The following is a 25,818-nucleotide window of genomic DNA, read 5'->3' as shown; positions in this document are numbered from 1 at the left end:
GCGAGCCGGCCGCTCTGGGTGCGGCGGCGGGCTGGTCTGTGGGCAGAGGGGCCTCAGGGGTGGTGGCGTGGGCCGAGCGGGGCGCCCTGGGCGGCCATGAACGGCACCGGGTCGATCGGTCCGACCTGGTGGGTGTGCACCTCGAAGTGCAGGTGCGGGCCGCTGGAGCGGCCGGTGGACCCGACGACGCCGAGGGGCTGTCCGACCGTCACCCGCTGCCCGACGGTCACCGTCGGTGGCTGGTCGAGGTGGCAGTAGCGGGTCATCACCTGGCCGGGGTGGTCGATGTCGACGTACCAGCCGCAGCCGGCGGTGAGGTCGGGGTTGCCGTCGCGGTCGCATCCCCAGGGCGCTCCCGTGCCGGCGTGGACGGCGTCGCAGCGGACCGTGCGGACGGTGCCGGTGGACGCGGCGCGGATGACCGTGCCGCGCGGGACGCTGAGGTCGACGCCGTCGTGGCCGGGGCGGTCCCTGCTGCGGAAAGCGGATCCGACCGGGGCGAGCACCGGTGGGGTCCACGGGCCGGCCACCCCACAGCCGGCCAGGCCGGCCACCGGCAGGCCGGCGGTCTCGGCGATCGTGGTGACCAGGGCCGTGGCGGGGCCTTCCCACCTGGCGTACGCGTCGGGGTAGGCGCTGATCTGCACGGCCTGCGCGGCGTCGGTCAGTGGCATGGTCTCCCAGCCGTTGACGGTGAGCAGCGCGGTGTAGAAGGCGGTCGCCGCGTGGACGGGGTCCCGTAGCTGTGCCGGGGTGCCCCAGCCCTGGCTGGGGCGTTGTTGGAACAGTCCGACGGAGTCCCGGTCACCTCCGGCGAGGTTGCGCAGCGTGCTCTCCTGCATGGCGGTGGCGACCGCGACGACCCACCCGCGCGCCGGTATCCCGAGGTGGGCGCCGGTGGTGACGATCGTGGCCGCGTGGGTGACCTGTTCGCCGTCCCACCGGTCGGTCGCGGGCCACGTGCGGGGCGTGCCCGACGCGACGGCGGCCGTCCTGGTAGCCGGCGTGGCGGTGCCGGGAAGGCACGCTGCGGGCAGGCCGCCGCCGAGGAACCCGCCGAGACCGCCCGCGCAGAGCACGAACGCGGTGGCGACGGCGATGGTGATCGACACCAGACGACGGATCGTCATCCGGTGCCCCCAGGCTCCGCCGACGTACCAGGGCCCGACCCCGTGGTGACGTCGACGAGCGCCCCGGTGCGGCGGAGCGCGGCGCACGCTTGGCGGAACCGTGCCCGTGTCCGGTCACGCTCTGCCCGTGTCCCGGCGAGCGCGGCGCGGACCGCCCGCAGCCGTTCGCCGACGGTGTCGGTCTCCTGGTGGTTGGGCTCGCCGCCCTGCAGCTGCCGGAGCAGGTGTGCGGCATCGGTGAGCAGGGACTCCTGAAGGTTGGCCGCGATGAGGGCGCAGCCGGCGGTGACGAAGTCGACGATGTCGGCGGTGTCGCGGGCGACGGCGATGGGGAACTCGTCGGGGTCGGGTTCGGCGTCGTCGAGGCGGGCGAGAGTCCGCACGACGACCTGGTCGAATGTCATGGATCGCTCCAGCTATGAAGGGTGGTGGGGCGGGGTTCAGCGGTCCGGCGGCGGCGACCAGTCGCGGGGGCGTCCGGTGGCAGGGGTGTCGCCCATGGACTCGGCGTAGCCGCGCACCGCGCCGCCGTGGGTCTTGGACCAGTACATGGCGATGTCGGCCAGGTGCAGCAGCGTCTCGGGGTCGTCACCGGCCTGGCCGGTCGTGGCGTAGCCGACGCTGGCCAGGACGTTGACCTGCTTGCCGTCGAGCAGGAACGGCACCTCGCTGATGTGCAGCCGGACCCGCTCGGCCACGGTCCGGGTTCTGGCCGGGTCGCCGGACACGATGAGGGTGAACTCGTCGCCGGAGAGACGGGCGGCGAACACGTCGGGGCGGCTCAGCCGCCGGAGACGTTCGGCGACCTGGGCCAGCAGGGTGTTGCCGGCCCGGTGCCCGAGCCGGTCGTTGACCAGCTTGAACCGGACGAGGTCGACCACGACGACGCCGACCTCTGCCTGCTCCTCGATGGATCGGGTCAGCTGGGTGATCGCGGCACGCCGGTTGGGCAGGCCGGTGGTGTCGTCGCGGGTCGCCTGCCGGTGGTAGGTGTCCCGCTCGGCCCGCAGGTCCACCACGAGAGCGTGTGCGGCGCGGACAAGGACATCGTGTGCCTGTAGGCGGTGGCGGGAGTGGGCCAGCAGAACCCGTAGGCGTAGCGCCCACAGGCCGGCGGCGGTGAGCCCGGCGAGAAGCCCGCCCGCGGCGGTGAGAAAAGAGTTCGCTGTCTGGGACACTGGTGTCGCTCCTTGTGTGTGAAGGAGCACCGGGGGCGGGTGTGGATCGCGCCAACGTCGTACACCCGCCCCCGGGCTACCCCGGGATGGAATGGGCGGGCTGCTACGCGGCCTGGTAGGTCGCGACCTTGGCGTCGAGTCGGGTGACGGAGCCGGCGACGATCAACTTGTCTAGGGCGTTCGCCACGGCGCCCGCGCTGGCCTTGTTGACCGGGGTGCCCTCGTGGGTCTGGTTGATCAGCTTGCAGATCTCGCCGACCTTGTACGCGGTTCCCGGGTTGCCCCGCAGCAGCGCCAGCACCTCCTCGCGGAGCTGCCCCTTGCGGCGTCGTGGCGGGGCCGGCGTACCGGGGCCGTCGCTCTCCTGCGTCTCGGCCTGCTCGCGGGAGGGTGCTGCCGTCGGGTCCCCGTCGGTTGTCGGGTCTGGGGTGTCCTCGGCGGCGGCCTCGTCAGCCGGTCCCTCATTTGACTGCTCCGGGCCGGCTTCGACGACAGGCTCGGACTCGGACCCAGTTTCGGCTCCCTGCCCGGACTCCGGCTCCGGGTCGGGCTGCGGAGCGGGCTCCGGCTCCGGGTCGAGTTCGGGTTCGGGCTGTGGGGCGGGCTCCGGGTCGGGCTCGGCCGGCTGGTCCGGGCCTGGCTCGGCGTCCTGTTCGCCCGTGCCGGGTTCCGTCGGAGCTGGGGCCTTGTCACCGGTCTCCGCTGTCGGCTCCGGCGGCGTCCCGGTGGCGGGTGGGTCTGCCGGTGGGATGTCGGCTGGTTCTTCCGGCTGGTCCGTCGCCGCCTCTGGTTCCGCCTCGGGCGAGGGCCCGGGGTCCTGCTCGGCCTTCGTCGGGGCGTGGCGGTCCTTCTTCGTGGCGGGTTTCGGCGTGGTGTCCGTGCCGGTGGTGTCGCCGGTGGCCGGGCCGAGCTGGTGGCGGCCGGTCTCGGTCGGCTGCCACAGGGTCGTGCGGCTGTCGGTGCGGATCCGTTCGGCGTAACCGGCGCTCTCCAGTTCCCGCAGCTTCGGCGTGGCCGTGGGGTAGGCGATACCGAGCGACTCGGCGAGATGTCCGGCGGTGATGGGTCCCCGCTCGGCGAGTGCGGCCAGCACCCGGTGCAGCGTCGAGGACGCCCTGGTGGTGTCGTTCATGTGATCGTTCCTCTCTCCCCGTGGGGGAGGCCGTCGGGGCGTGCACTCCATGCACGCTTCGACTGGGGCGGTGTTCAAGTCGTTGGCGGCACGATCTGGCGGAGGCGGCGGGCCGCGACTGCGGTCGGTTGACCGGTGTGGCAGTCGCGGCCCGCCGTCAGTCCGGCCCGGGGTCTAGTGGGCGGCGTCGTAGGCGTCGCGCACGGCCGCCGGGATCGATCCCCGGGACCGGGGCGCGGGCAGGTTCTTTTCCTGCCAGTGCGCGGCCCACCACGTGCGGATGCGCCCGTTGAGAGCCTGACGGTCGGCCGCGGTCGGCCCGGCCGTCGGCTTGGGTAGGCGGCGGGCGGCGGCGAGGAAGGGCTGGAAGGCCGCCGCCATCCGGTCGAAGTTGGGGCGGGACAGGTCGATCTCGTATCGCACGCCGTTGAAGGCGAACCGGTACGTGCCGACGTCGTCGGTGGATCCGTCGAGGTCGTCGATGACGACGCTCGTTGTCCTGGTGGCCACTGTGGTGTCCTTCCGTTCTGGGGAAATGCCGAAAGAGCCCCCGGACGCCGAAGCGGCGACGGGGGCAGGGTTCACGGTCTGGTCCGCGGGTCGCGGGGGTCGAGGCGGTGGGGCTCTGGCCACGGCAGGCGGCGGGGTTATCGGGTGCCGAGGCCGAGCCGGTCGCCGATGGCGGGGCCCTGCCGTACGGCGGCGACGGCGGCGGGCAGGTGCCGGCGTTGCCAGCCGTGCAGGGCGGCGGTCAGGTCGGCACCGTACCGGCGGTGTTGGGTCAACGCGACGGCCAGGCCGGCGGCCTGTTCGATGCCGTTGTTGGCGCCCCGGGCGGTGTGGGGGCGGACCGGGGCGAGGGCGTCGCCGAGCAGGACGGCGTGGCCGTCGCCGACGGGCCACACCATGCGGGTGGGTGGGTCGATGTCCAGCACCGGCACGGCCATCCGCACGGTGGTGTCCCGCACCACCCGGGTGTGCTCGGGCGGTAGCAGCTGGTCGGCGTGCTCGTCGACGTGCTGGCGGGCGGCCGGGCTGACGTGCCGGGGCAGGGCGAAGACCCGGCGGGTGGGCGGGGCGCCGAAACGCTGCCGGTACTCGTCGGCGGTGCAGTCGAGGTAGAACGTCCAGTCGCAGCCGTCGGGCACCGGTGCGACGTTGAACTGGGCTCCGGGGCACGGCTCCAGGCGGACGAAGTCCCGCAGGTCGGGTCGCGGGGTGTGGGCGGCGGTGCCGCGGTGGGCGACGTAGCCGGCGTAGCGCAGCCTGCGGTCGGGGTCCAGGAGACGACGGCCGGTCGAGGAGCGGCCGTCGGCGAACACGACCAGGTCGGCGGGTTGGACGGTGTCGTCGGCGAGGCGCAGCACCGGCCGGCCGGCATGCTGTTCCAGGCCGGTCACCCGGTTGCCCTGTCGTAGGACACCGGTCGGGATCCGGGCGGCGAGGGCCCGGTGCAGCAGCGTCCAGGTGGTGTTGCGGCCGGGGTAGGTGCGTCGTACGGTCCGTGCCGGCCGGCGGTCGCGGACCTCGACCTGCAGGATCGTCTCGGAGTCGGAGACGATGAACTCCCGCTGGTCGATGCCGAGCCGGTCGAGTACGTCGAGTGCGGTGTGTTCCAGGCCGATGAGGCCGCCGCCGAGTGGGGCGGACGCCGGGGTGGCCTCGTGGACGGTGACGTCGAAGCCGGCCCGCAGCAACAGCAGGGCCGCGACGGGCCCGGTCAGGCTTCCGCCGATCACGGCGACGCGCGGCGGCCGGCTGTGGGGCAGTGTCGGGCGGATGGCCGGGGTGAGGTCCATGGGTTCCCTCTTTCTTGAGTTGGGCGGGAACCCGGGCACGGCCGTACGGCCGTGCCCGGGATACGCGGATTGGCCGGGCAGGGCCAGGTCGTGCGAGTGGAAGGTCGAGGCCGGCGGGTTGTTGTCAGCCGCTATCCGGGTGCGGTCCGTGGCTTGGGCGGCGGGGCCGCTGGCGCTCGACCTGCCGGGTCGAGGCGGCGAGGTAGCGGGCGTTTGTCGTCTGGAAGAGGTGTAGGGCGGCCCTTACGCGGGTCCGGCGGGCTCGGGTGCCCCGGCCTGGGGCGTTCGGCAGGCGCGTGGCGGGCGGACGCGGCGTCGGGCCACCGACGGCCGCATCCCGCCGTTGACGTCGATGTCGACGGTGAACAGGTCGAAGCCGGCGGCGTGGCCGGCGCGGATCAGGTCGAGGAGCCTGCCGTCTGCCAGGGGAATCACGGCCTGGACCGGATTGCGGTGCCGGGGCGGATGGCCGAGCCACTCGGTCCAGGTGATGCCGTGGCCGTAGCGGCGCCCCTGGTAGGTGCTGCGGAACGGTGCCGTGTTGATGTTGTCCGCGGACAGGCTGGGGTGGAAGTTGCCGTCGATGTAGAGGTGGTCGTCGAGGCCGTCGCCGTGGTCGCGCATGAGGTGCAGCGCGGGCGGCGCGTGGGTCACGACGGTGCCGTCGATGTCGACCCGCCGGTGGGCGGTGGTGGCGGTCTCTGCCAGGTGCAGCACCGTCGCCAGGTGGAACCGGAGTCGTACGGGCATGTGCGGTTGTCCTTCCGGGGATGGGTGAGACACCAGCCGGGGTGGAGCCGGCCGGGCCAGCGCACGGGTCCCTTCGGGTGCGAGGGGTGTCGTGGCTGACCCGGCCGGTCATCCGGTCACGGCTGGCGCGGGTTGACGGCGAAGAGCCGTTGGGAGTCGTCCAGGGAGTCCAGGTAGCGGGCTGCCCGGTCCAGGTAGGTGATGCGGTCGGTGAGGAACCCGCTGGCCGGTTGCATCCGGTCGCCGGTCGTGGTGAGGAAGGCGTCGGTGCACACGGCCCAGAGGGCGTGGTAGGTGGCGTAGGCGTGGGAGCCGGCCTGGAACATCTCCAGCTCGTCGAGGTCGAGGCGTCCCGGGCCGTGGAGCGCGGCGTTGTGGATCCGCATGGCCTGCACCCGTGGCTGCCGGTGGAACTCCGCGACCGCGGTGTCCATCGGGTACCCGGTCGGGTCGGCCAGGTGCCGCTGCCGGAACACCGACCAGGCGGTGGCCGACTTCGTGCCCGCGACGACACCGGCCCAGTTCGCGTGCCGCACGCTGGCACCGACGTGCGCGCCGTGGCGCATACCGGCCAGGTCGAGCAGCCTGATCGGCCCGCCCGCGCAGTACCGGGGGCCGGCCGTGGCCTTGCGCAGGCCGATGAGCTGCCGGTGCTGCCACAGACGCAGGGCCGGTGAGGCCCAGTACCGGGGGCAGCTGACACCGGCCACGCCGAGGTGGCGTTCGAGGTGCCGGCTGCTGTCGAGCACCGCCGACAGGTCCTCGGAGACGCAGACGATCATGGTGCGGATGACCGCCTCGGGGCTGGGCGCGGCGGCCGGGGTGGCCGCCGGGGCTGGCTTCTTTGCCATAGGTTTCGTCCTTCCGGGGTGGGCGTGCGTGGGCACGCGGAGATGACCGGTCCACTGGGTGCGTGGGCTCCGGCCGGTAGGGGTGGGGTTGGTGCCGATGGCGGGTGCGGCTGTCGGGGTTCGTCGTGGGCGGCGGGGCCGACCTGGCCGGTGAGGGCGGGTGGGCGTCAGCTGCCGGATACGGCGAACGGTCCGAGGGCGGGACCGCCGGGGTGGAGATATATGAGGGTGATGGTGATGCCGTGAACCGTAGCGGCCCGATCTGTCACCGCCGGAACGCCCGAAGAACCGGAAAAAAGGGCTCTGAGCTGCGCTGTCAGACGACAATCCCGATCCGGGAGCACTCGTCGCCGTCCCGTGACAGAAAAGCGGCATCTGACAGGCCGCCACCGGTAGCCGCCGTCAGGCGGGCTCGGTGTCGCCGGGTGCGTCCGGCGTCTCGGGGTCGCGGTGGACGAAGCGGTTCGGGTTCGTCGCCGCGTACGGGCCGTGGTCGCTGGGAAGCTCGTGCAGCCGTAGCCGCCGGGTGGGGTCGCCGGCCAGGGCCCAGACCGGCCCGGCGGGGTCGGCGTCGTGCACGGCGGTGGCCACCGGCAGCACGGACGCCACGCCGGTTAGCGCCTCCAGCAGGTTGCGCTCACGGCCGGGGCCGGGTACCCGGAACAGGACCGGGTAGCGGGGACCGAAGTGGGTCACCCGCTCGTAGCCGCGCAGCTTCGCCAGGACCCGCCCCAGCGGTTCGGTGCCGTTGTCGTGTTCGAGGAAGAACCCCACCGTGGCGTCGCCGACGGTCCACACGCCGTGGCCGTCGGGCTGGATCCCGGCGCTGCCGTAGGCGTCGGTGGCGTGCTGCTCGGACCACCACCGCTCCAGCCGCCCGTGCGGGTTGGTGCGCGCGTGGGCGAGCAGGTTGGTGAAGAAGTCGTTGACGCCGAGCAGGTGCCGCAGTTTGCGGCTGCCGACGATCCGGTCGGCCCGGTCACGGCTGCTACGCGGCGGCCTCGCCGCCGGGTTGTCGGGATCGTGGTAGGCGTCGCGGTTGAGCCGCAGGCCGAGCGGGCCGAGGGCGTACAGGTACTGGGTCGAACCGGCGGCGGTGGTGTCGACGAACCGGTCCACGGCGTGGATGCGGTGCAGAAGGGTCAACCGGAGGCGGGCGCTGCGCCCCGAGGGGAACAGCGCCCGGGTGACCTGGGCGGTGGACAGCAGGTAGTGCTCGGCGAGCCAGGACAACAACAGCCGGTCACGCGAGGTCAGACGACGGGTCTGCAGGTAGGGGTCGGCGGAGGTCGGGCGGGGCGGAAGACGACCGGACACGGCAGGTACTCCCAGGGGAAGAGGGGTCCCTCCATTCGGAGGGTGTCTGAGTGGAGATCGACGACGGCGGTCGCCCGACATGCCAACGTGCAGCGTGAACAGCCCGAACCGGCTGATCTGTCAGCCAGCGCGGGAGGGCGAGCTGGAAGGGGCGACGGATACCACGATGGATCCGGTCACGGAAGTCGACGACTGCCGGATGGCAGATGCCATCGACGAAGCGCAGCGATCAGCACAGCGGGGCTCTCGTCGATGGTCGACTACTCACTGACGTCAGCGTCTAAGCGACGTTGTGATGGCTGTCTTTGCAGCACGAGCCTCGGTATGCCTAATGACGACTCGTGAGCAGGTGGCCGAGTCCATCCAGTCAGGGGTTTCCGAGGTTGCCGACTGGATCGTCCGTCGGGCAGCACGTTGTCGGCGAGTCAGCCGCCGATGGTGATCGGTACAGGCCGCAGTTCGTCGGCTGGGACATGCTGACGGACGGGCCGGTCAATCCACCGGTCACCTTGACCGGGACGTCGCTTCGCAGGCTTGTCGTCCTGTGATGTCCACAGGACGATATCGATCAGTTGAAGGTCCGGTAGATCCAGAATCTCTGGAACGGTTGGTGTCACCGCCTCTCGAAGAGCCGCTATCTCGGCGCGATGGATGCGGATCCAGGTCGCCAGGGCCCGCACGACCTTGTCGATCCGCTCACGGCGGTCCAGGCCGTACTGACGTGACTTGTCCGAGAAGCCCTCGCGCTTGAATCCGAACACCTCCGCTACGTGTCCGTCGAGCACGGGAACCGCCCGGGGTCGGTACAGAGCAGCCATCTTGGTGGTCTTCGGTCCCCAGACGCCGGGGTACCCGAAGTGGCACAGGTTGACCACCTGGGCTACCCCACCGTCGTCCATCGTGTGCAGGTCGGCGCCCTCCGGCACGGCGGCGACCCGGGCTGCGAAGTCGCGTCGGCGCTCAAGCGAGAAGTCGGCCACGTCCTTGATATCGACCCGGCCGGCGAGTGCGTTGGCGTAGAACAACGACCACGTGGTGACTTGATCAAATAGGCCGGAGGCGCGAGTGCCACGGGCGGCGAGATGGTAAGTGGCCCATCCGCTGCGCGGCTCGGTACAGAAGGCGAGTACCCGTCGAGTTGCATCTGTCACGGATACCGGGGCCAGCACGTCGCCATCGAACCCGGCTGCGGCCAGGTCGATAAGCATCTCGGACAGATCCGCATCCACAACATCCACCGTACGATCAGGACAGCCTCAAGGTCGACCCCTTGCGTCGTACCAGTAGCTGCCGGAGAGGTATCCGTCGCGGATACGCCTGCGGATCGGCATCGTCGCCGTCCAAGTGCGCCGTGGTCGTCCGTACCGGTGGTGGGTCATCGTGATGGTTTGGTGGCGCGGCGGGGGTGGTCTGGTTTTTGGCTGTACTGCTTGACCAGGGCGTCGATGGCGGGCGGGTCCTGGGCCGGGGTGGCCTGGGCGACGGTGTGGCGGATGGCGGTGGCCTCCCCGACGACCGGCTGTGGTGGGCGGGTGCGCAGGGTGAAGGCCGGTGTCTGGCGGCCGTTGACGACGAGGCGGGCGGCGGCGGTGTAGGCGTCGAGGTGGGTGAGGTCGTGTTCGTCGAGTTCGGGCAGGGTGTGGCGGGCCAGGATGCGGGCGTCCTCGGGGGCGACGCTGAAGTAGATCTTGTTGCGGGCGTTGGCGGAGACGGCGGCGAGGAGTTCGCGGGGGAACTGGGCGAGGTCCTGGTGGGCGAGGGTCATGGCGAGGCGGTATTTGCGGGCTTCGGCGAGCATCGTGTCGAGGCTGGCGGCGAGGGTGAGGAAGTTCTGGGCCTCGTCGAGGTAGATGGAGGCGTCTCTGCGCTGGTCGGCGGGGGTGCGGGCGCGGGCGGTGGCGGCCTGCCAGACGCGGGCGAGGATGAGGGAGCCGAGGAGTCGGCTGGTGTCCTCGCCGAGTTCGCCCTTGGGGATGCGGACCAGGAGTATCCCTCCGTCGAGGACCTTGCCCATGTCGAAGCTGGATCTGGGGTAGCGCATGGTCTGGCGGACGAAGTCGCGCAGGAGGAAGGCGCGTAGGCGGGCCAGGACGGGGCCGATGATCTGGGAGCGCAGGGCCGGGGACAGGTCGTCGTACCACTGCCAGAAGCCGTGCAGGCCGTCCGGGTCGTCGAGGTCGACGGTCATGGCGGAGCGGAACTGGGCGCTGTTGAGCAGGGGCGGGATGTGTTGGAGGGTGACGTTGGCGTGGCGGAGCAGGGTCAGGCAGGACACCCGCATCACGTCGTCCATCCTCGGTCCCCATGCCTTGGTGAAGATCGACCCGAAGATGCTGACGAGGTTGTCGACGACGAGGTCGTGGTCGTCGCCTTCGAGGGGGTTCATGGCGGGCGGGTTGGGTTGGGCGGGGTCGAACAGGACGACGCGGTCGGCGGCGGTGGCGGGGATGCGGTCGAGGACGTCGAGGACGAGGTCGCCGTGGGGGTCGATGACGATGGTGCCGCGGCCTGCCTTGATATCGGCGACGATCAGGTTGGCCAGGAGGGTGGTCTTGCCGGAGCCGGTCTGGCCGACCATGTGGGTGTGGTAGCGGGCGTCGGGTACGGCCAGGGCGACGGTGTGGCCGCCGACCTCGGCGTCGCCGAGGGTTTTGCGGTGGCGTCCGCCGCCGGTCACGGCGACGGGGACGGGCATGGACTTGGCGCGGGCGCGGTCGAGGCCGGGTACGGCGAGGTCGCGGGGCAGGGCGGCCATGGTGGCGAGTTCCGGGGTGCTGGTGAGGAAGCCGGGGCCGAGGCGTCGGGCGGCGAGGACGGTGGCGGGCCGGGGCATCCGGGTGCGGTGGGCGAGGCGGTTCCGTCCGGCGTGGACGGCGAACGCGGAGGCGATGGCGTCGGCGATGCCGCGGGTCCGGTGGTGGGGCAGGGTGCCGTCGCGTAGTGGGCGGGAGGCGACCGCGTAACGGATGCCGGTCTCCCACAGCTGTTGGGAGGTCTTGTCGAGGATGGCCCGTACGTCGCGTTCGATGGTCGGGTCGCGGCGGCCGGCGGCGGTCGTGGTGGTGCGGGTGGGGCCGGGTAGGAGGGTGTCGAGCAGTGCGGTGACCGGTCGGGCGGGGTTGATCGACGGGACGGCGGCCGTGCCGTGGCGTAGTCGGCCGGCGGCGCGGCGGGCTCGTCGGGTGCGGTGGGGTGTGGCGGGTCGGGCGAGGATCTGCACGCAGGCGTGTTCGCCGTCGCGTAGTTGGGAGCCGGCGGCCATCAGAGCGCGTAGCGGGTCGTTGTCGTGGTCGGTGTGGAAGGGCAGCCATTCGGCGGCGGTGGGCAGCAGGTGTCCGCCTGCGGCGCAGGGTGTGGTGGTGGGGATCGGGTCGGGTGCGGGGTTGCGGGTGGTGGTGGCCGCGCCGGGCCAGGCGGCGCGGACGGCGGCCTCGACGGCGCCGGTGGGGATGGTGCCGGGTACCCACAGGCCGATGAGGAGTTGCCGGCCGGTCCAGGTGTACTGCCAGGTGACGTGGGGGGTGCCGTGGCGGAGGCGCCGGTGGGGTGCGGGGGTGAGGATGCCGGCGAGGTTCGCCCAGAGGGCGGCGGCGCCGTGTGGGTCGACCTCGGGTGGTGGGGCGATGGTGACCAGCCGTGCGCCGGTGGCGTGGTGTCGGTGGCGGTGTGTGGCGGCGAGGTTCCGGGCGGTGGTCCCGGCGGCGAGGAGGGCGGCGGCGACGGCGAGCAGCCACGGCCGGTCGGTGACCCAGGTCAGCGCCTGCAGGACGGTGCCGGTCAGTGGGGGTGGTGGGATCGTCGAGCCGGGATCGGTGCCGGTGGGGGCTGTCGGGGTGAGGGGTGGGATCGGGGTCATGGCGTACTCCTGGTGACCGGCCGGGTGTGGTGCCGCCGCTGTGCGGGGTGCGGCACCACGGCCGGTGGGGTGGCGTTCACAGGGTGTCGGGGTGCTCGGTGTGGAGGTCGGCGGGGTTGGTGGTGGCGAGGTGGTGTTCGGTGTCGCTGGCGATCGCCTCGAACGCGGCGCGGTGGGTGCCGCTGATCAGCAGGCCGTGGCCGCGGTGGGCGGTGAGCAGGAGTCGGCGTTCGCCGGCGGTCAGGCCGAAGGCGTCGCCGACGGCGTCGATGGCCTGGGGTGCCTGGCGGAACAAGACCTGGGTGGCGGCGTTGGCCACGACGGCCTGGCCGAGGTCGGTGCTCAGGACGTCGGCGGCGTCCTGGGTGACCACGGTCAGTCCGGTGTGGCGTTTCCGGCCGGCCTTGGAGAGCCGGTACAGGAACTTCGCGCCCTCGCGGTCGCGCATGAGCAGCCACGCCTCGTCGACCACGACGAGACGCCGTGGTGGTGGGCCGCTGGCGGGTGGCGTGTCGATCTGCCGCCAGATCGTGTCGAGGGCGAGGAGGGTGCCGACGCCGCGGAGTTCGTCGGGCAGGTGCCGCAGGGACCAGACGACGAGGTGGCCGTCGGCGCGGCTGGTGCTGGGCCCGTCGAACAGGTCCTTGAACGAGCCGTGTGTCCAGGGGGCGAGGCGGGCGGCGAGGTGCCCGGCGGCGGGGTCGGGGTCGGCGGTGAGGGTGGCGGCGAGGTCCCGCAGCAGCGGGGCGGGCCGGCGGTGGGTACGGGGGTCGGCGGTGATGCCGGCGGCGCGGTAGACGGCGAGGATGGCGCGGTCCAGGGCGGCCCGTTCGGCCGGTGGTGGCAGCTCGCCGGCCAGGACGCTGACGAGGGTGTGCAGGAACAGGCCCCGGCGGATGAGGGTGTCGGGGCGGGGGTCGGTGGTGGGCAGGTCGAGGGGGTTGATCCGCACGCCGGTCGCGCCGAGACGCATGATCGTGCCGCCGACGGCGTCGGCGAGGCGCAGGTACTCGTCCTCGGGGTCGATGATGGCGACCTGGACGCCCTGGTAGAGGTGGCGCAACGTTTCCAGTTTGACCAGGTACGACTTGCCGGCGCCGCTGCGGGCCAGGACGACGCTGTTGTAGTTGTCCTGGGCGAAGCGGTCCCACCAGACGACGCCGGTGCCGGCCGGGTTGACGCCGTAGAGGACCCCGGTGTGGTCGGCCGGCTCGCCGGGCAGGGGTGCCGGCAGGTCGGGTGAGGCGAGGGGGAACGCGGCGGCGAGTGCCTGGGTGTCCATGGTGCGGGGCATCCGTAGCCCGTCGGCGGCCAGGGGCAGGGTGGTGGTCCAGCCGGCGAGGTGACGCCAGGTGGCCGGCTGGACCTCCAGCATGCTCGACGCGGCGGCGGCCCTGACCTGGTCGCAGGCCTGCCGCAGGTCGGTCTCGGAGCGGGCGTGCACGGTGACGTACAGGCCGACGCGGAACAGTTTCGCCGCGCCGCGGGCGAGCCGTTCGGCCAGGTCGGCCGCGTCGTCGGCGGCGGCGTCGGTGTGCGGGTCGGTGAGCCTGCCACGCTGCGCGTCGACCCGCCGGGTGGACTCCAGGCGGGCCCGCTGCCGGCGCAGCCGGGCGGCGGCGACCGGGGTGGGCAGCGGGTCGATGTGCAGGCTGACATCGACCCGGCCGGGGTGCGACAGCAGCGGTTCCAGCCAGGCGGGTCCGACCTCGGCGGGGTATCCGGTGACGGCGAGGGTGGCGGTGTAGCCGTCACCGACCCGCAGCCAGCGGGGGGTCACCTCCACCGGGGCCGGCGCGACGGTGGTGGCCAGGCCCGACGGCGGCCGGACGGTCATGCGGTGGTCGGCGGGGCGGCGGTGGGTGAACACGGTGGGTCTCCTCAGCTCGGCGCTCGGGTGGGGGTGGCGGTGATGACGGTGTCCGGGGCGACCAGGCCACCGGGACGGGCCGTCCGGTAGGGGTCGGCCGCGGCGGCGAGCGCCGCGGTGACGGCCGTGCCGTCCAGGGCGCGGGCGGTGACCCCGAGACCGGACAGGACGCGGGCGGTGTCGTCGGCGCGCCGCCGGGCGGTGTGCGCGCCGTGGTCGTCGGGGCCGGTGCGGGTGACCACGAGGACCTGCCGGCGCAGCGGATCCCGCCGCTCGGCCAGATCGGCGAGGAACGCGGCGTGGTCGGCGCAGGCCGCCTCCAACGCCGGATGGGGCTGGGTACGGCAGGCCTCCGCGACCCGGCGGGCGTGGCCGGCCAGGTCGACCGGCTGGGCGGAGACCACCACCTGCGTCGGCGTGGACAGGGAGTTCAACCACCGGCCGTACGCCTCGACCAGGGCGGTCTGCTCGGCGGCAGTCCGGAGGGTCAGGTTGACGGTGGTGGCCGCTACGACCGCCGCCCGGCCGCCACCGAGGCTGATCTCACCGTCGTCGGCGATCGCGTCGGCGGGCAGCCTCAGCGGCGCCGGCAGCGGCATCCGGCCGGCCGGTGGCGCGACCCAATCCGGGGCCGGGCCGGTGGTGGCCGCCGACGCGGACAGGGCCTTCGGGGCGCGGACGTGGCGGACCGCGTGCAGCAGCCAACCGTCCAACGGCAGCCCGTCCCGGCGTCCCACCACGAGCCCGAACACCAGGCCGCCGACCACCACCGCCCCGAACGCGACGACCTGCGGCGGCACCACGCCACGCAGACCGTGCCAGCCGGCGTAGAGCAGCGACCCGGCCACGGCCAGGATCGCCAACTGCCGCCACGTCAGCCCGTAGGCGACCCGGTCGGGGGCGTCGACATCGGCCGGTATCCGGGCCCGGTCCACCACGTCATCGGCGTCGTTGTGCGTCATCGGAGAACCCTCCTCGCGGTACGGATTCCGGGAACGGCGCGGGCCAGCTGGTCGACCACGGCCACCCGCACGACCGCGCCGAGCACGGTGGGGCCGCCGGCGCGCTGTCCGGCCCACCGTCCGACCAGCCCCGGGATCCGCGCGGTCGTCCACAGCACCACGATCACGACGAACAGGTTCAGCAGGCCACCCGGATCGGTGGACAGGCCCAGGGCGGGCAGCAGATTCGTCGGGTCCAGCAGCAGCCACTGCCCGGTCGTCAGCGTGAACGCCTGCCCGACCGGCACGGCCAGGCACCCGAGATAGGCCCGCCACCACATCCGGGCAACGCCCTCCAGGGCGGGCACGGCGTGGCAGGCCAACGGCAGCGGGGCGAGCGCGGTCATGACCAGCAGGGCGACGAACCGGCCGACGACCTGGAACGCCGTCACCACCACCAGCACCGTGATGACCAGTACGAGAACGAGGAACAGCAGCGGCGCGATCGGAGCACGGCCGGTCTCGACGTGCCGGCGTACCGCGGCCAGGGCGTTGTCCTCGTCGTAGCCGCCGCCGATCGCGCCCGTGACCGCGTTCGCCACATCGATCAACTCCCGGCAGAGCAATTGGGAAAAGTGCGCGGCGACGAAGCCGACGACCATGCGCGGCACGAGTTCCTTGACCGTGTACCGGGACCGTTCGTCGCCGCCGGAGACCATCACCATCACCCCGGCGGCGACGAACACCAGCACGAACACGGAGTCGACGATCCAGATCGACCGGCCGGTCAACGCCCGCACCTGCGGCAGGGCGGTGACCTGCGGCGAGGTCAGCAGCACGTCGGTGATCAGAGCGAAGACCGCGTCGAGACAACCCAGAACCGTCTCGACCAGCCAATCGAGCACGTCGTCGAGGAACAGCACCGCGAACACGCCGTTCATCCGCCGACGACCCCCTGGATCAGCTGCAGCAGGACCGGGGCCAGCACCGCCAGGCCGTAGCCGACCAGCGCGTTACGCAACGCGCTCTTGGCCCTCTCGACCTGACTCGGATCACCACCGGCGGTCGCCCAGTAGACCCCCGCGAGCACCAGGAACAGGGTCGCGATCCCCGCCAACAACCCCATCAGCAGGTTACGGAGATTCGCGATGACCACCGGCAGACTGTTCGCCGCTAGGACCACGACACCAACCGGGTCGGCCTGAGCCACACCCGGAACGGACAACACCGACACGACGACGACCGCACCCGTGCCGACGCGGACGACGCGGCGGATCACGAGCGGCCGGACAGAAACGAAGATAGGGACGGAGAGCATCAGCGTTCACCTCCCGCCCCGCCCACCAGACGGCGGACGGAGCGAACCAGAGACGGACCGGAAGAGCCGCCGCCGGGCGCGAGGTGAACATGCCGAGCCGACCCCGGGAGGAGCTCGTCCTCCCTTACTGGGTGGTTGCGGTCATCGATGAGGTGTCAGCGCATACGAAGGCGCGGCACCCGGGGGCGACACGACCACGTCACCCCACGCTCGACGGCGGACGGAACCACCGGGCCAACCCGACCGGGCTGTCCCCGCTGGTCCCGCACCCTCCAAACGGCGCCTGTCAGACCAGGCGAACACCCGACGATCTGACAGCGCTCTGACAACCGTTGTGCGGCGTCGCCGACGGCAGCGGGATGGTGCAGCGCGCTTAAACACGCCTGTACACGCAGCGCGTCGGACGACACGGATTCGCGGGTCGAAAGATTGACAGCACGCACCCTGCCAGCCATCTATGGTCGACCAGTCCACCATCCCCGGAGGTAACTGCCATGGCCAAAGGCGATTCTGATTCGTATCGTCGTGCCGCGCTATTTGTCGACTTTGAAAACGTATACATTGGTTTGCGCAACTCGAGCCCCGAAGCGGCCGCAGCGTTCGCCACTGACCCTGGACGCTGGGTGCGGTGGATGGAGCAGGACCTCGGCCCGTTCCGAGTGGATGACGACGAAGTCCCGCGGGTGCTACTACGCCGGATCTGCTACCTCGAGCCTAGCCACTCCGGCAAGTTCCGCTCATACTTCACGCGGGCCGGGTTTCGGGTCGTGGACTGCCCGTCGCTGACGAGCATGGGCAAGAACAGCGCCGACATCCACATGGTGCTCGACATCCTCGACACCCTCACCCATCCCACCCGGTTCGACGACTTCGTCGTCCTGTCGACCGACGCAGACTTCACCCCGGTGTTCATGCGGCTGCGAGAGCACGACAGGACGTCAGCGATGTTGGTGAGCGGCCCGACCGCCGCCGCGCTGCAGTCGGTGTGCGACTTCGCGATTCCGGACATCATGTTCATCGAGGAAGCCTTGGGCCTGAGCCCATCGCAGACCGGTAGGGACCACGTTCGCACCCCAGTTCCGCAGCCGCGCACGACCCCGGCTGTGGTGGTCGACAGCGACAGCGTGCGGATCCGCCTCGAGACGGCCGTGCGACAACTTGTAGCACAGGCGTCGACACCGGTCGACCTCGCCTCCGCAGCACATCACGTCCGGAAGGTCGTTGGACGGGAGGCGACGATAAACTGGGCTGGAGCGGGCGGTTTCAAGCAGTTCGTCGCGGCGATTCAGAGTGACACTCTGGTTCTGGAACCCCGCCATCCCGGCTGGTTGTTCGACCCAGCCAGGCACGAACTGGTCCAGCCAGCGGGTGTGCCGGAGATCGCCGAACGAGTGAACCGGGTCGTCGGAGCACCGCTGATCGGCACCGACGCCTATCAGGCGCTGTTCCAGTCGATCGCCGATGAGGGACGGGCCGACCCCGCCTTGCCTCAGGCGCAGGCGGAGGAGGTGATCCGTGAAGCATGCGGTCGGCGAGGACAAGCGGCCACAAGGAGCGCGATCCACTTCGTGCTCATCGGCCTGAAGTACAGCGGGGTCGATTGGAGGGATGCGCGACACGATGCGGCGAGCCTCGCCTCGGAGTTCGCCGGTAACGTGCTGCGGCTGACGGTCAACGTCCGAATGGAGCTGTCGGAAATGGAGCGGGCCGCCGTGCGGGCCTGGATCCAGGGTGAGCACTGAGTGTGCTCCGTCCGATGCCACTCAGGATCCAAGGAGGATCCTGTGCGTTGACCTGGCAGAAACATCGAGACGGAGCAATCAGTGGAGCCGGCGACAAGCGTCGCCCTACACGGCCGCACGGATCCGACGGCCGGCCGCGCCCCTCGGATCAGGCGGCTGCCGCGAGAGGGCGTTGCGGGACAGAGGCGCTGACGGTGGCCTTGGCGGCGCGAATGCCTGCACGACGCTTGGCCGTGGTGGTGTTGCGCCTGTCCGGGGTGGCGGCCCAGGTGAGGTGGCCATGGGTGATGGCCTCGGCGAGGAGGGCGTCGGCGCGGGTGAGTCGCATCCGGAGTGCGTCGACGGTGATGCCGAGGCGGGCAGCGATGGGTTCCGGGGCGCGGCGGCCCAGGCGTACGTCGATCCATGGTTCGACGTCGGTGTGAGCGATGATCCCGAGCGTGCCCGCGCGGCGGACGAGCAGGTCGGGGTGTCCGTAGGGCGTTCTCGGGGTGCGCGGTCCGACGGTGGCGTGGTCAAGGTCCTCGACCGGTACGGTCTGGTCGTCGGCCAGTCGTAGTTGCCGTCCGGCCCGCCAGGCGGCTCTGGTGAGGGAGGCATACACGGCGGGGCGGGTAAGGTCGGCGTGATCGCGGAGGGCTTCGAGGAATCCGGTGAGGATCTCGTTGTCGATGTCGGCGGGGTCGCCCCGGTAGCCGGTGCACAGGTGTCTGGCGAGGCGTACCAGGGCGGGCATGGCCATGCCGACCGCAGCGATGGTCCATTCCTTGCCGTGGAGTCGGGCGCGGAGGACGACGTCCCGCCACACGGCATCGCGGATCGTATAGGCGCGCGGGTGGGTCAGCAGCCAGTGGCGCAGCACCGGCAGTGCCACGAGGCCGGACGGCCGGTCAGGGGCGGCGTTGGTGTCGTCGGGCAGGGTGTCGCAGTCGAGGCAGAGCGGTGCCGGCCCGGTGGTCAGGGCGACGAACGCCACGTCCGCGGCGAGTAGGTGCGAGGTGGGCGAGGTCGGGATGTCGGACATCGACATGTCAGGACTCCGGGTGACGTGAGGGGACGCGGATCGCCGGGCGACCGCGAGGTACGCCAGCAGTAGGACACCTCGGTCTGACACGGCTCTGACAAACGGAGGGGCCGCGTCCGTCCCCCGCGAAGTCGTAGGGCTCGCGCGGTGCCCGCGTCCCGCTGTCAGACGGTCGTCGAGCTGCACTGTCAGCCGGTGACAGAAGCCCTCTGCCAGCCGGGTGACATCGACCATAGGGATCTTGGACGGCGTACGCGTCCCCGGCGGCTGCTGTCAGATTCAGACAGCACTGAGAGATCTGCTCAGCCGTCTGTCAGACCGGTGGTGTCCATGCTCTGACGCCGGGTGGGACGGGGTGGGGTCGAGACTTCGCGGAGTAAAGTACCGTCTTCCGCTGTCCGCAGTCCGTCGGTGTCAGCATCTCAATGCTCCAGTTTCGTCGCCTGACCTTGTCGGAAGTCGGATGTCATGGTGATGTCGCACCTTGGGTCACTTCAGGTGATGTCGCGGACACGGTTTTCAGCCACCCGACGTACAACCGCTACGCAGACCTGGAAAGCGGCGGACAGGGCACCGGACCCCCGACTGCGGCATCGGTCGTCGGATGGGGCAGGGACAACGGACATCCGTTGGCAGGGACACGGGTCTCGCTGTCACGACAGGATGTCCGCCTGCAACTGAGGCGGATGTTCGGGACGACCTGCGGCACCAGGAGTGGGAGGCGATCGGAACGTTGATCGATACACTTTGCGCGGGGCAGATGTCCTTCACTCCAGGCTGGCGGCGGGGCTGCCGTCATCGTCCAGGCCGAAGCGTTCCATCTTGTTCGCGCCGGCTCGGTCCCCCATCCGCCGACGCAGCTGGATCAGCATGTCGAGGCCGTCGCTGTCGCCATGGTCCGTCGCCAGCAGGGCCCACTCTGCAGCCTCGACCCGATCGCCCCGTTCCTCAGCCAGCTCTGCCAGCGAGATCAAGGCCGCGCTGATCCCGTGGTCGGCCGCCCTGCGGTACATCTGGTCGGCACCGACAAGATCACCGGATTGGTGACGCAACCCGGCGAGTGACCACCAACCGGTCACATCACCCTGCTGGATGGCCTGCTGGTACCGCTTCTCGGCCTCGTCGAGGTCACCGTCACGCTCGTGAGCGGCAGCCAATGAGAGCAGTGCGGCGGTACTGCCTCCGTCAGCTGCCCGTTGGTAAAGCTGGCGAGCGGCCGTTTTGTCGCCCATCTGTTCGCGTAGGGCGGCAAGGGTCACTAGGGCGGAGGGCGTTCCGCTGTCTATTACCTGTTGATAGAGCTGCTCTGCCATGTCGCGAAGGCCGTTGCGCTTGAGGAGTTCGGCCAGGGAGCAGAGTGCGTGGGTATCACCGTGATCGGCGCCTCGCTGGTACAGCTCCCTGGCCCCTTGAAGGTCGCCGAGGCGCTCGCGGGTCGCAGCGAGCGAGCCGAATATCGTTGCGTCGCCCCGGTCGGCCGCAAGCTGGGCTACCTGCTCCGATCCGTGCGGATTGCCCATCCGGTCGCGGGTGATCGCGAGCACCCTGAGCGCGGAGGCATGGCCTTGGTCCGCAGCGCGCAGAGCCGCTTCCAAGGCGCCGTCCGGGTCGGTTGTCTGCTCCAGCAGCGAGACGACCCTGTCCCAGGACTGTGCGTCGCCCCGGTTGGCCGCTCGTTGGTACAGGTCGATCGCGCCGGGCAGATCACCGGCACGCTCACGCAGCTCCGCGCGCGCAGACAGCTCAGCGCCTTCATCGACGAATGCTGAGGTGCCACCTTGCCGCAATGCGGTCGCGCCGCTTTGATCCCCGGCGCGTTCGCGTATAGCGGCCAGGGTCCAACGAGCCTGATCGTCTCCGCCCGCCACCGCGAGCCGGTAGAGCGCTGCGGCACGTCGGTACCTTCCGCGGTGCTCCGCGTGGTCGCCGATGGTCCGCAAGGTGACCGGATCGCTGACGGCGGCTGCCACAGCGTCCCAGAAACCAGCGGGTGGGAAGATCGCAGCGCGCTCTGCTGCGCCGCGCTGCTGAAGGAAGTCGGCAAGCCGATAACTGGCAGGGAGAGTGGCGTCCTCGGTTGGGCGAGGGCGGATGGGGATCAGGGGGCCGGCGATGCCGTGACATGGTTTAGCGGTATAGGAGAGGGCGTCTTGCCACCAGTCCTCGGACACTTGGCCCCACTCGACGTCAGCCAGGTAGCTGGGTGCCGCCCGTGTGAGTAACTCGTGCGGCAGCGACAGTGGATGGCCGAGTCGGCGTGCGTCGATGGCGGCGGTGAGCACCGCTCGTGCCAACGGTGGAGCGTTGCGGTATCGCTGCATGAGTTCGGGAACGCCGGCCAGGTATTGCGTGATACGTCCGGCTTCGGCGTTTTCAACGGCTTCCCGTAGGCGCGCGTCGGAGGCCGCAGCAAGCTGTCGCACCTCGATCGTGGACCAGGCGTCCGGGACCGCTATGTCGGCGCCGATCAGGAGGTCTCGGGCCTGAGCGCGCAGGTCGAGGTCGTTTGCAGGCGGTGGACCTGTCAATGCGTCCCAGTAGTGGGGCCAGATTGTCCCTAGGACCAGTACCGGTCCCCGGGCCTGATCATGCAGCAGCGTCCTCAGCCGCGCTGCCAGGCGCTCGCCTAGCCTCGGATCAGCGGTGAGCAGGTAATGCTGTGCCTCATTGAACCAGACCACGGTGTGCGCGGGGACCTGCTCTAGGTGCTGATCCGCGGCATCGGGTCGGGTCGGGTCGAACGGGTGCCACACCCGCCACTGCGCAGGTAGATGCTGGATCGCCTCCCAACAGGCTCGTGTCTTCCCGGTGGACGAAGCCCCTACAAGCATTGCGATCCGGGACCTGCCCGAACACGCTTCACTGACGACCTTCGCAAGCTCACGGTCGTGTCGGCGTTCGACGTACGGGGGCAGTGGAGGCAGTGGACGACCTACCTGGATCGCAGGGTGGACCTCGAGGGCCAAGGGATCGCAGTGCCGGACCGGCTGCCCGAACCGGCTGTCCGTGGAAGTCCCGGCGGCTCCCGCTCGCGTCCAGAACGCACCTATATCGGCAGCTATTGCGGCGGTGTCGCGCCGGCCAGCCGCTTGGGCGAGGACCACCGCAGTCGCAACAGCGTCTCCGCGCAGTGGTGGAAGGCGAGCATCTCCGATGATTCGGTTGATGGTGTCTCGGCTGGGGACGCCAGGCAGATCCAGCTCGTCGGCCATAGCCGCGACATCTGCGGTGATGCGGTCGAGCGTGGGCCGGCCGGCCTCGACGTACAGGTGATAGATCGCATCCTTCAGGTCTTTGAGTGGCCCCGGCTCCAGCGGCGTCCGCCTGATACCTCGCGGTCGACGCTGCCCCGCAACGCGCCTGTCGCTATCCATCGTGGTCCATCGTCACTGATCGGCCACACGCATGTACACCCTCCGCCTCGCCTGCACCCGTCGCCATCCGTCCAGCGGGTGTGGTGCTCCATCAAGGATCGGCAGAGCATCGGATGACAAGGGCTGGGAGGAATTCATGCGAGACAAGACGAACCGCCGGGGGCACGCTGCTCTACAGACTCGTCTCATGCTTACTGCGCTCGGTGGAGCAGTCGCAGGAGCGACCCGCGCCCTCGTTGGATGGTTGCTTGACCGGTGGAGTTAGTCGGTCATCGTGTGAGCGTGGACTGCAGAACCTCTACCGACATCGGAGCGGCGCCCCCTCTAAGCAACATCGAATTAACCCCACGTCAGTCAAGATTGCAGTAGGCCGCTGACCAGCACTGTCAGATTCTTGACGTCGTTGTCAGATCGTCGGATGTTCGCCTGGTCTGACAAGCGTCGGTTGGTGGATGTCAGCGCATCACGGCGCGGCGCGGAGCCGACATCACATGAGCGAGCACTCCTCGTCGCGGCCTGCCCCTCGGGGCGGCACTTCCCCTGTTCCTTCGATGGATCTGGTTCCCGGCGATCCGCCGGTGCCGATCACCGTCTGGCGTACCGCTCGCAGTGGCGGCGACCAGCACGCAACCGTGTCCGCTCGGTTGGCGTACCGGCTGGTGGCCGCGTACAGCCGGCCGGGTGACACGGTCGTCGACCTGACCGACGCGCATGTCCTGGACTCGGCCTGCCTGCGTGGTGGGCGTGGTCATCATCCGGCGTGGTTCACCACGGCCTCGGCGCTGGTTGTTGGCCGGCGCACGCCCGAGCGGCCCGCCGGACACGACGACGGCGGTGACGATGGTCCGCATGATGTGCGGGACTGGTTCGGCGACGACCTGACCGATCCCGGTCCGCTTCCCGACGACGCCCCGTCGGTGTGCCCGGGCGACGGCGGTGATCCGCAGGGTCGTACCAGTCTGGTGGTGGCGACCTGGCCCCTCGACGCCGCCGACGGGGCGGCCAACCGGGCCCGGCTGGGGCGGCTGCTGGCCGCGTGCACCCGGTTGCTGCGTCCGGGTGGGTGCCTGGTGCTGGTGGTCGGGGTTCCGGCCGGTGCGGTCGCGACCCCGGAGGACTTCACGCCGGTGGTCGACGCCGCCGCCGGCTCGGGGCTCGGCTACCTGCAGCACATCGTCGCGGTCGCCGCGGACACCGACGGGGACCGGTTCACCTACCACGCCACCGACGAGGAGCTGTTGTCGCTGGCCAGGGCCACCGGCGCGGACGAGTTCCTGCTCCACCTCAGGGTCCATGCCGACCTGCTCGTGTTCACCCGCAGGGGTGGTGAGCGGCGTGGCTGATGCTCCAACAAACCAGCCCACCGGCCCGTTGGCGGCGGGGTGGCCGCAGGGTCTATCGGTGTGGGCGACCGCCCAGTCCACCGGACCGGTGCAGCGGCGTGGCCGGTACGTGCCGCAGTCGGTGAGGCACCCCGCCCGGATGCTCCCGGCGATCGCCGCCCACGCGGTACACGCCTACACCCGTCCCGGGGATCTGGTGTTCGACCCGATGTGCGGGATCGGCACCACCGTCGTGGAGGCCATTCACGCCGGTCGGGACGGTCTCGGGGTGGAGTACGAGTCCCGCTGGTCCGACATCGCCGACCTGAACATCGCCCACGCCCACCGGCAGGGTGCCACCGGACGTGGCTCGGTGATCCGGGGCGACGCGACCCGTCTGGCCGCGCTGGTACCGGCGGTTCTGGCCGAGCGGGTGGCCCTGGTGGTGACCTCACCGCCGTACGGACCGACCGTGCACGGGCTCGTCCGGCCCGGCGCCGACGGGGTGACCAAGTCCGACAACCGGTACGGCGACGACAGGGGCAACCTCGCCTACCGGTCGTCCCTGGACGGCCTGGTCGACGGGTTCACCGACATCCTGCGCGGCTGCCACACCCTGCTGCGTCCGGGTGGGGTCGTGGTGGTGACCGCCCGGCCGTGGCGCAAACGCGGTGACCTGGTCGATCTGCCCTCGGCGGTCCTGGCCGCCGGCACCGCCGCCGGCCTCGTACCCCTGGAGCGGTGTGTGGCCTCCCTCGCGGCGGTGCGCGACGGACGGCTCGTCGCCCGGCCGTCGTTCTTCCAGCTGCAGCAGGTCCGCCGGGCCAGGGCCAACGGCGTGCCGATGCACCTGATCGTCCACGAGGACGTCCTGGTCCTCGGCAAGCCCCCGAACTCCGCGGGTTCCGGCGAACCCAAGGGGTCGGATCCGGGTCGGGAGGTGAGGTGACTGGACCGCCCGCCGCGCCCCGAGTCGGGTCACTGTGTACCGGCTACGGCGGCCTCGACATGGCCGTCGAGCTGGTGCTCGGCGGCCGGCTCGCCTGGTACGCCGAGACCGACCGGCACGCCGCCGCCGTCCTGGCCCGCCACTGGCCCGACGTGGCGAACCTCGGTGACATCCGCACCATCGACTGGACCCGGGTCGAGCCCGTCGATGTCCTCACGGCCGGGTTTCCCTGCCAGGACATCTCCGACGCCGGTCGACGCGCCGGTATCCACGGTGTCCACAGCGGCCTGTGGACAAGTGTCGCCGACGCCGTTCGGGTTCTTCGACCCCCGGTCGTGTTCGTGGAGAACGTCGCCGCGCTCCTGCGGCGGGGGTTCGACGTCGTCCACGCCGACCTGGCCACGATCGGGTACGACACGGGCTGGCTATGCCTACGCGCGTCCGACGTCGGTGCCGCCCACCGGCGAGACCGCCTGTTCCTGCTGGCCACACCCACCCGGCCGGGGCAAGGAGGTACGGACGCTGCCGACACCGTGTGCCCGTGACGGCAAGGGCCCCGGCCACCGGTACGGCCTACCCGACCTGATCGAGCCCACCGGACCAACCCGCACCCCGGCGCCCGCCGCGGCATCCACCACCCGGGGACGGTTCCCGCAGGAGCAGGCCCGGTTGCTGCCCACCCCGAGGGCCAGTGACACCGGCACCGCGGGGCGGCGGGCCGGGGCCGGGTTCCGGCCGCCGCTGTCACAGGTGCTGCTCCCCACCCCGAAGGCCACCGACGGCACGAAGGGAAGCCCCGGGCAACGCGGCTCACGCGGTGACCTCACCCTGCCGTCCGCGGCGGTACGGGCATCCACCCCATGCGCGTCCGACGCGCACGGGCCCGGCCGCCACGGCGACAGCGGGGCGGACCCGCGCGTGGTCGCGTCGGGCCAGCCCGACACCGGCCGATGGGGTGTCTACGCCACCGCCGTCGCCCGCTGGGAGAGGCTGCTGGACCGGCCCGCCCCGGAGCCAACCCAGCCGGGCCGGCACGGCCGACCGGTCCTGGCACCACCGTTCGTGGAGTGGCTCATGGGCCTCGACCAGGGACACGTCATCGACCCGACGCTCGGGATTCCGCGCACCGCCGCACTGCGGATCCTCGGCAACGGCGTCGTGCCCCACCAGGCGGTGGCCGCCCTACGGCTGCTGCTCTGCCCACACCGCCAGGCCGGCGCACCCCCACCCGGCCACGACTGAGTTCCCCGTCCGAACCCACCGGT

At 71.2% G+C, this 25,818-nt stretch carries 23 protein-coding genes; 6 read left to right on the top strand and 17 right to left on the bottom strand.

Annotated features, from left to right (window positions below; genetic code table 11):
• Positions 1-53: 53 nt before the first annotated feature.
• The 15 genes from GA0070617_RS04780 to GA0070617_RS04710 form a co-directional block, all read right to left on the bottom strand.
• Positions 54-1,130 (bottom strand): M23 family metallopeptidase, encoded by a 1,077-nt coding sequence (locus GA0070617_RS04780; protein ID WP_091434321.1) that lies wholly within the window; start codon positions 1,128-1,130, stop codon positions 54-56.
• Positions 1,127-1,534, bottom strand: a complete 408-nt coding sequence (locus GA0070617_RS04775; RefSeq protein ID WP_139135576.1) for a hypothetical protein — start codon at positions 1,532-1,534, stop codon at positions 1,127-1,129. Before GA0070617_RS04775 ends, GA0070617_RS04780 begins: the two co-directional genes overlap by 4 nt.
• 36 nt (positions 1,535-1,570) lie before the next feature.
• A complete protein-coding gene (locus GA0070617_RS04770) occupies positions 1,571-2,308 on the bottom strand; it encodes a GGDEF domain-containing protein (RefSeq protein ID WP_091434317.1) in 738 nt (245 codons plus the stop codon).
• Between the two features lie 103 nt (positions 2,309-2,411).
• Complete coding sequence (locus GA0070617_RS04765; protein WP_175440438.1) at positions 2,412-3,440, bottom strand: MarR family winged helix-turn-helix transcriptional regulator; 1,029 nt, start codon at positions 3,438-3,440, stop codon at positions 2,412-2,414.
• A gap of 174 nt (positions 3,441-3,614) precedes the next feature.
• Positions 3,615-3,950 (bottom strand): histone-like nucleoid-structuring protein Lsr2, encoded by a 336-nt coding sequence (locus tag GA0070617_RS04760; RefSeq protein WP_091434310.1) that lies wholly within the window; start codon positions 3,948-3,950, stop codon positions 3,615-3,617.
• A gap of 137 nt (positions 3,951-4,087) precedes the next feature.
• Positions 4,088-5,239, bottom strand: a complete 1,152-nt coding sequence (locus tag GA0070617_RS04755; RefSeq protein WP_091434308.1) for an FAD-dependent monooxygenase — start codon at positions 5,237-5,239, stop codon at positions 4,088-4,090.
• 243 nt (positions 5,240-5,482) lie between these two features.
• Complete coding sequence (locus GA0070617_RS04750; RefSeq protein ID WP_091434306.1) at positions 5,483-5,989, bottom strand: hypothetical protein; 507 nt, start codon at positions 5,987-5,989, stop codon at positions 5,483-5,485.
• A 116-nt stretch (positions 5,990-6,105) separates the two neighbouring features.
• Positions 6,106-6,840: a hypothetical protein gene (locus GA0070617_RS04745; protein WP_091434303.1), complete on the bottom strand. Its 735-nt coding sequence runs from the start codon at positions 6,838-6,840 to the stop codon at positions 6,106-6,108.
• Between the two features lie 402 nt (positions 6,841-7,242).
• Positions 7,243-8,157: a replication-relaxation family protein gene (locus GA0070617_RS04740; RefSeq protein WP_091434301.1), complete on the bottom strand. Its 915-nt coding sequence runs from the start codon at positions 8,155-8,157 to the stop codon at positions 7,243-7,245.
• 425 nt (positions 8,158-8,582) lie between these two features.
• Positions 8,583-9,386 carry a DUF6308 family protein gene (locus GA0070617_RS04735; RefSeq protein ID WP_091434299.1) on the bottom strand — a complete coding sequence of 268 codons (804 nt, stop codon included), beginning with the start codon at positions 9,384-9,386 and terminating at the stop codon, positions 8,583-8,585.
• Between the two features lie 146 nt (positions 9,387-9,532).
• Complete coding sequence (locus GA0070617_RS04730; RefSeq protein ID WP_091434297.1) at positions 9,533-12,013, bottom strand: type IV secretion system DNA-binding domain-containing protein; 2,481 nt, start codon at positions 12,011-12,013, stop codon at positions 9,533-9,535.
• Between the two features lie 76 nt (positions 12,014-12,089).
• Positions 12,090-13,850, bottom strand: coding sequence for a VirB4 family type IV secretion system protein (locus GA0070617_RS04725; protein ID WP_091445890.1), 1,761 nt, complete (start codon positions 13,848-13,850; stop codon positions 12,090-12,092).
• Positions 13,851-13,894: 44 nt separating this feature from the next.
• Positions 13,895-14,845 (bottom strand): PrgI family protein, encoded by a 951-nt coding sequence (locus GA0070617_RS04720; RefSeq protein ID WP_091434295.1) that lies wholly within the window; start codon positions 14,843-14,845, stop codon positions 13,895-13,897.
• On the bottom strand, positions 14,842-15,765 hold the full coding sequence (locus GA0070617_RS04715; RefSeq protein WP_091434293.1) for a TrbL/VirB6 family protein: 924 nt from the start codon (positions 15,763-15,765) through the stop codon (positions 14,842-14,844). The genes GA0070617_RS04720 and GA0070617_RS04715 overlap by 4 nt, the downstream gene beginning before the upstream one ends.
• Positions 15,762-16,142: a pilin gene (locus tag GA0070617_RS04710; protein WP_091434291.1), complete on the bottom strand. Its 381-nt coding sequence runs from the start codon at positions 16,140-16,142 to the stop codon at positions 15,762-15,764. The genes GA0070617_RS04715 and GA0070617_RS04710 overlap by 4 nt, the downstream gene beginning before the upstream one ends.
• Positions 16,143-16,636: 494 nt before the next feature.
• On the opposite strand from GA0070617_RS04710, the gene GA0070617_RS04705 reads away from it, so the two are divergent.
• Complete coding sequence (locus GA0070617_RS04705) at positions 16,637-17,884, top strand: NYN domain-containing protein (RefSeq protein WP_091434289.1); 1,248 nt, start codon at positions 16,637-16,639, stop codon at positions 17,882-17,884.
• 148 nt (positions 17,885-18,032) lie between these two features.
• Here the strand turns inward: GA0070617_RS04705 and GA0070617_RS04700 are convergent, their stop codons facing one another.
• A complete protein-coding gene (locus GA0070617_RS04700; protein ID WP_091434287.1) occupies positions 18,033-18,914 on the bottom strand; it encodes a hypothetical protein in 882 nt (293 codons plus the stop codon).
• Between the two features lie 761 nt (positions 18,915-19,675).
• On the bottom strand, positions 19,676-21,661 hold the full coding sequence (locus tag GA0070617_RS04695) for a tetratricopeptide repeat protein (RefSeq protein WP_175440437.1): 1,986 nt from the start codon (positions 21,659-21,661) through the stop codon (positions 19,676-19,678).
• A 135-nt stretch (positions 21,662-21,796) separates the two neighbouring features.
• Here GA0070617_RS04695 and GA0070617_RS30365 point away from each other — a divergent pair, with 135 nt between their 5' ends.
• From GA0070617_RS30365 to GA0070617_RS04675, 5 genes are all read left to right on the top strand, one after another.
• Complete coding sequence (locus GA0070617_RS30365) at positions 21,797-22,399, top strand: hypothetical protein (RefSeq protein ID WP_175440436.1); 603 nt, start codon at positions 21,797-21,799, stop codon at positions 22,397-22,399.
• A 374-nt stretch (positions 22,400-22,773) separates the two neighbouring features.
• The gene (locus GA0070617_RS04690; RefSeq protein ID WP_091434284.1) at positions 22,774-23,625 is read left to right on the top strand and encodes a hypothetical protein; all 852 of its coding nucleotides are present in this window, start codon (positions 22,774-22,776) and stop codon (positions 23,623-23,625) included.
• Positions 23,609-24,553: a TRM11 family SAM-dependent methyltransferase gene (locus GA0070617_RS04685; protein ID WP_229688153.1), complete on the top strand. Its 945-nt coding sequence runs from the start codon at positions 23,609-23,611 to the stop codon at positions 24,551-24,553. The genes GA0070617_RS04690 and GA0070617_RS04685 overlap by 17 nt, the downstream gene beginning before the upstream one ends.
• On the top strand, positions 24,550-25,098 hold the full coding sequence (locus tag GA0070617_RS04680) for a DNA cytosine methyltransferase (RefSeq protein WP_229688154.1): 549 nt from the start codon (positions 24,550-24,552) through the stop codon (positions 25,096-25,098). Before GA0070617_RS04685 ends, GA0070617_RS04680 begins: the two co-directional genes overlap by 4 nt.
• A complete protein-coding gene (locus tag GA0070617_RS04675) occupies positions 25,004-25,795 on the top strand; it encodes a hypothetical protein (RefSeq protein WP_244891674.1) in 792 nt (263 codons plus the stop codon). The genes GA0070617_RS04680 and GA0070617_RS04675 overlap by 95 nt, the downstream gene beginning before the upstream one ends.
• Positions 25,796-25,818: the final 23 nt, after the last annotated feature.

Origin of the sequence: Micromonospora yangpuensis, from assembly GCF_900091615.1 — a bacterium.
GTDB lineage: Bacteria > Actinomycetota > Actinomycetes > Mycobacteriales > Micromonosporaceae > Micromonospora > Micromonospora yangpuensis.
Note: the sequence above shows the minus strand (reverse complement) of the source record. Positions and strands in the feature narration are given on the sequence as shown.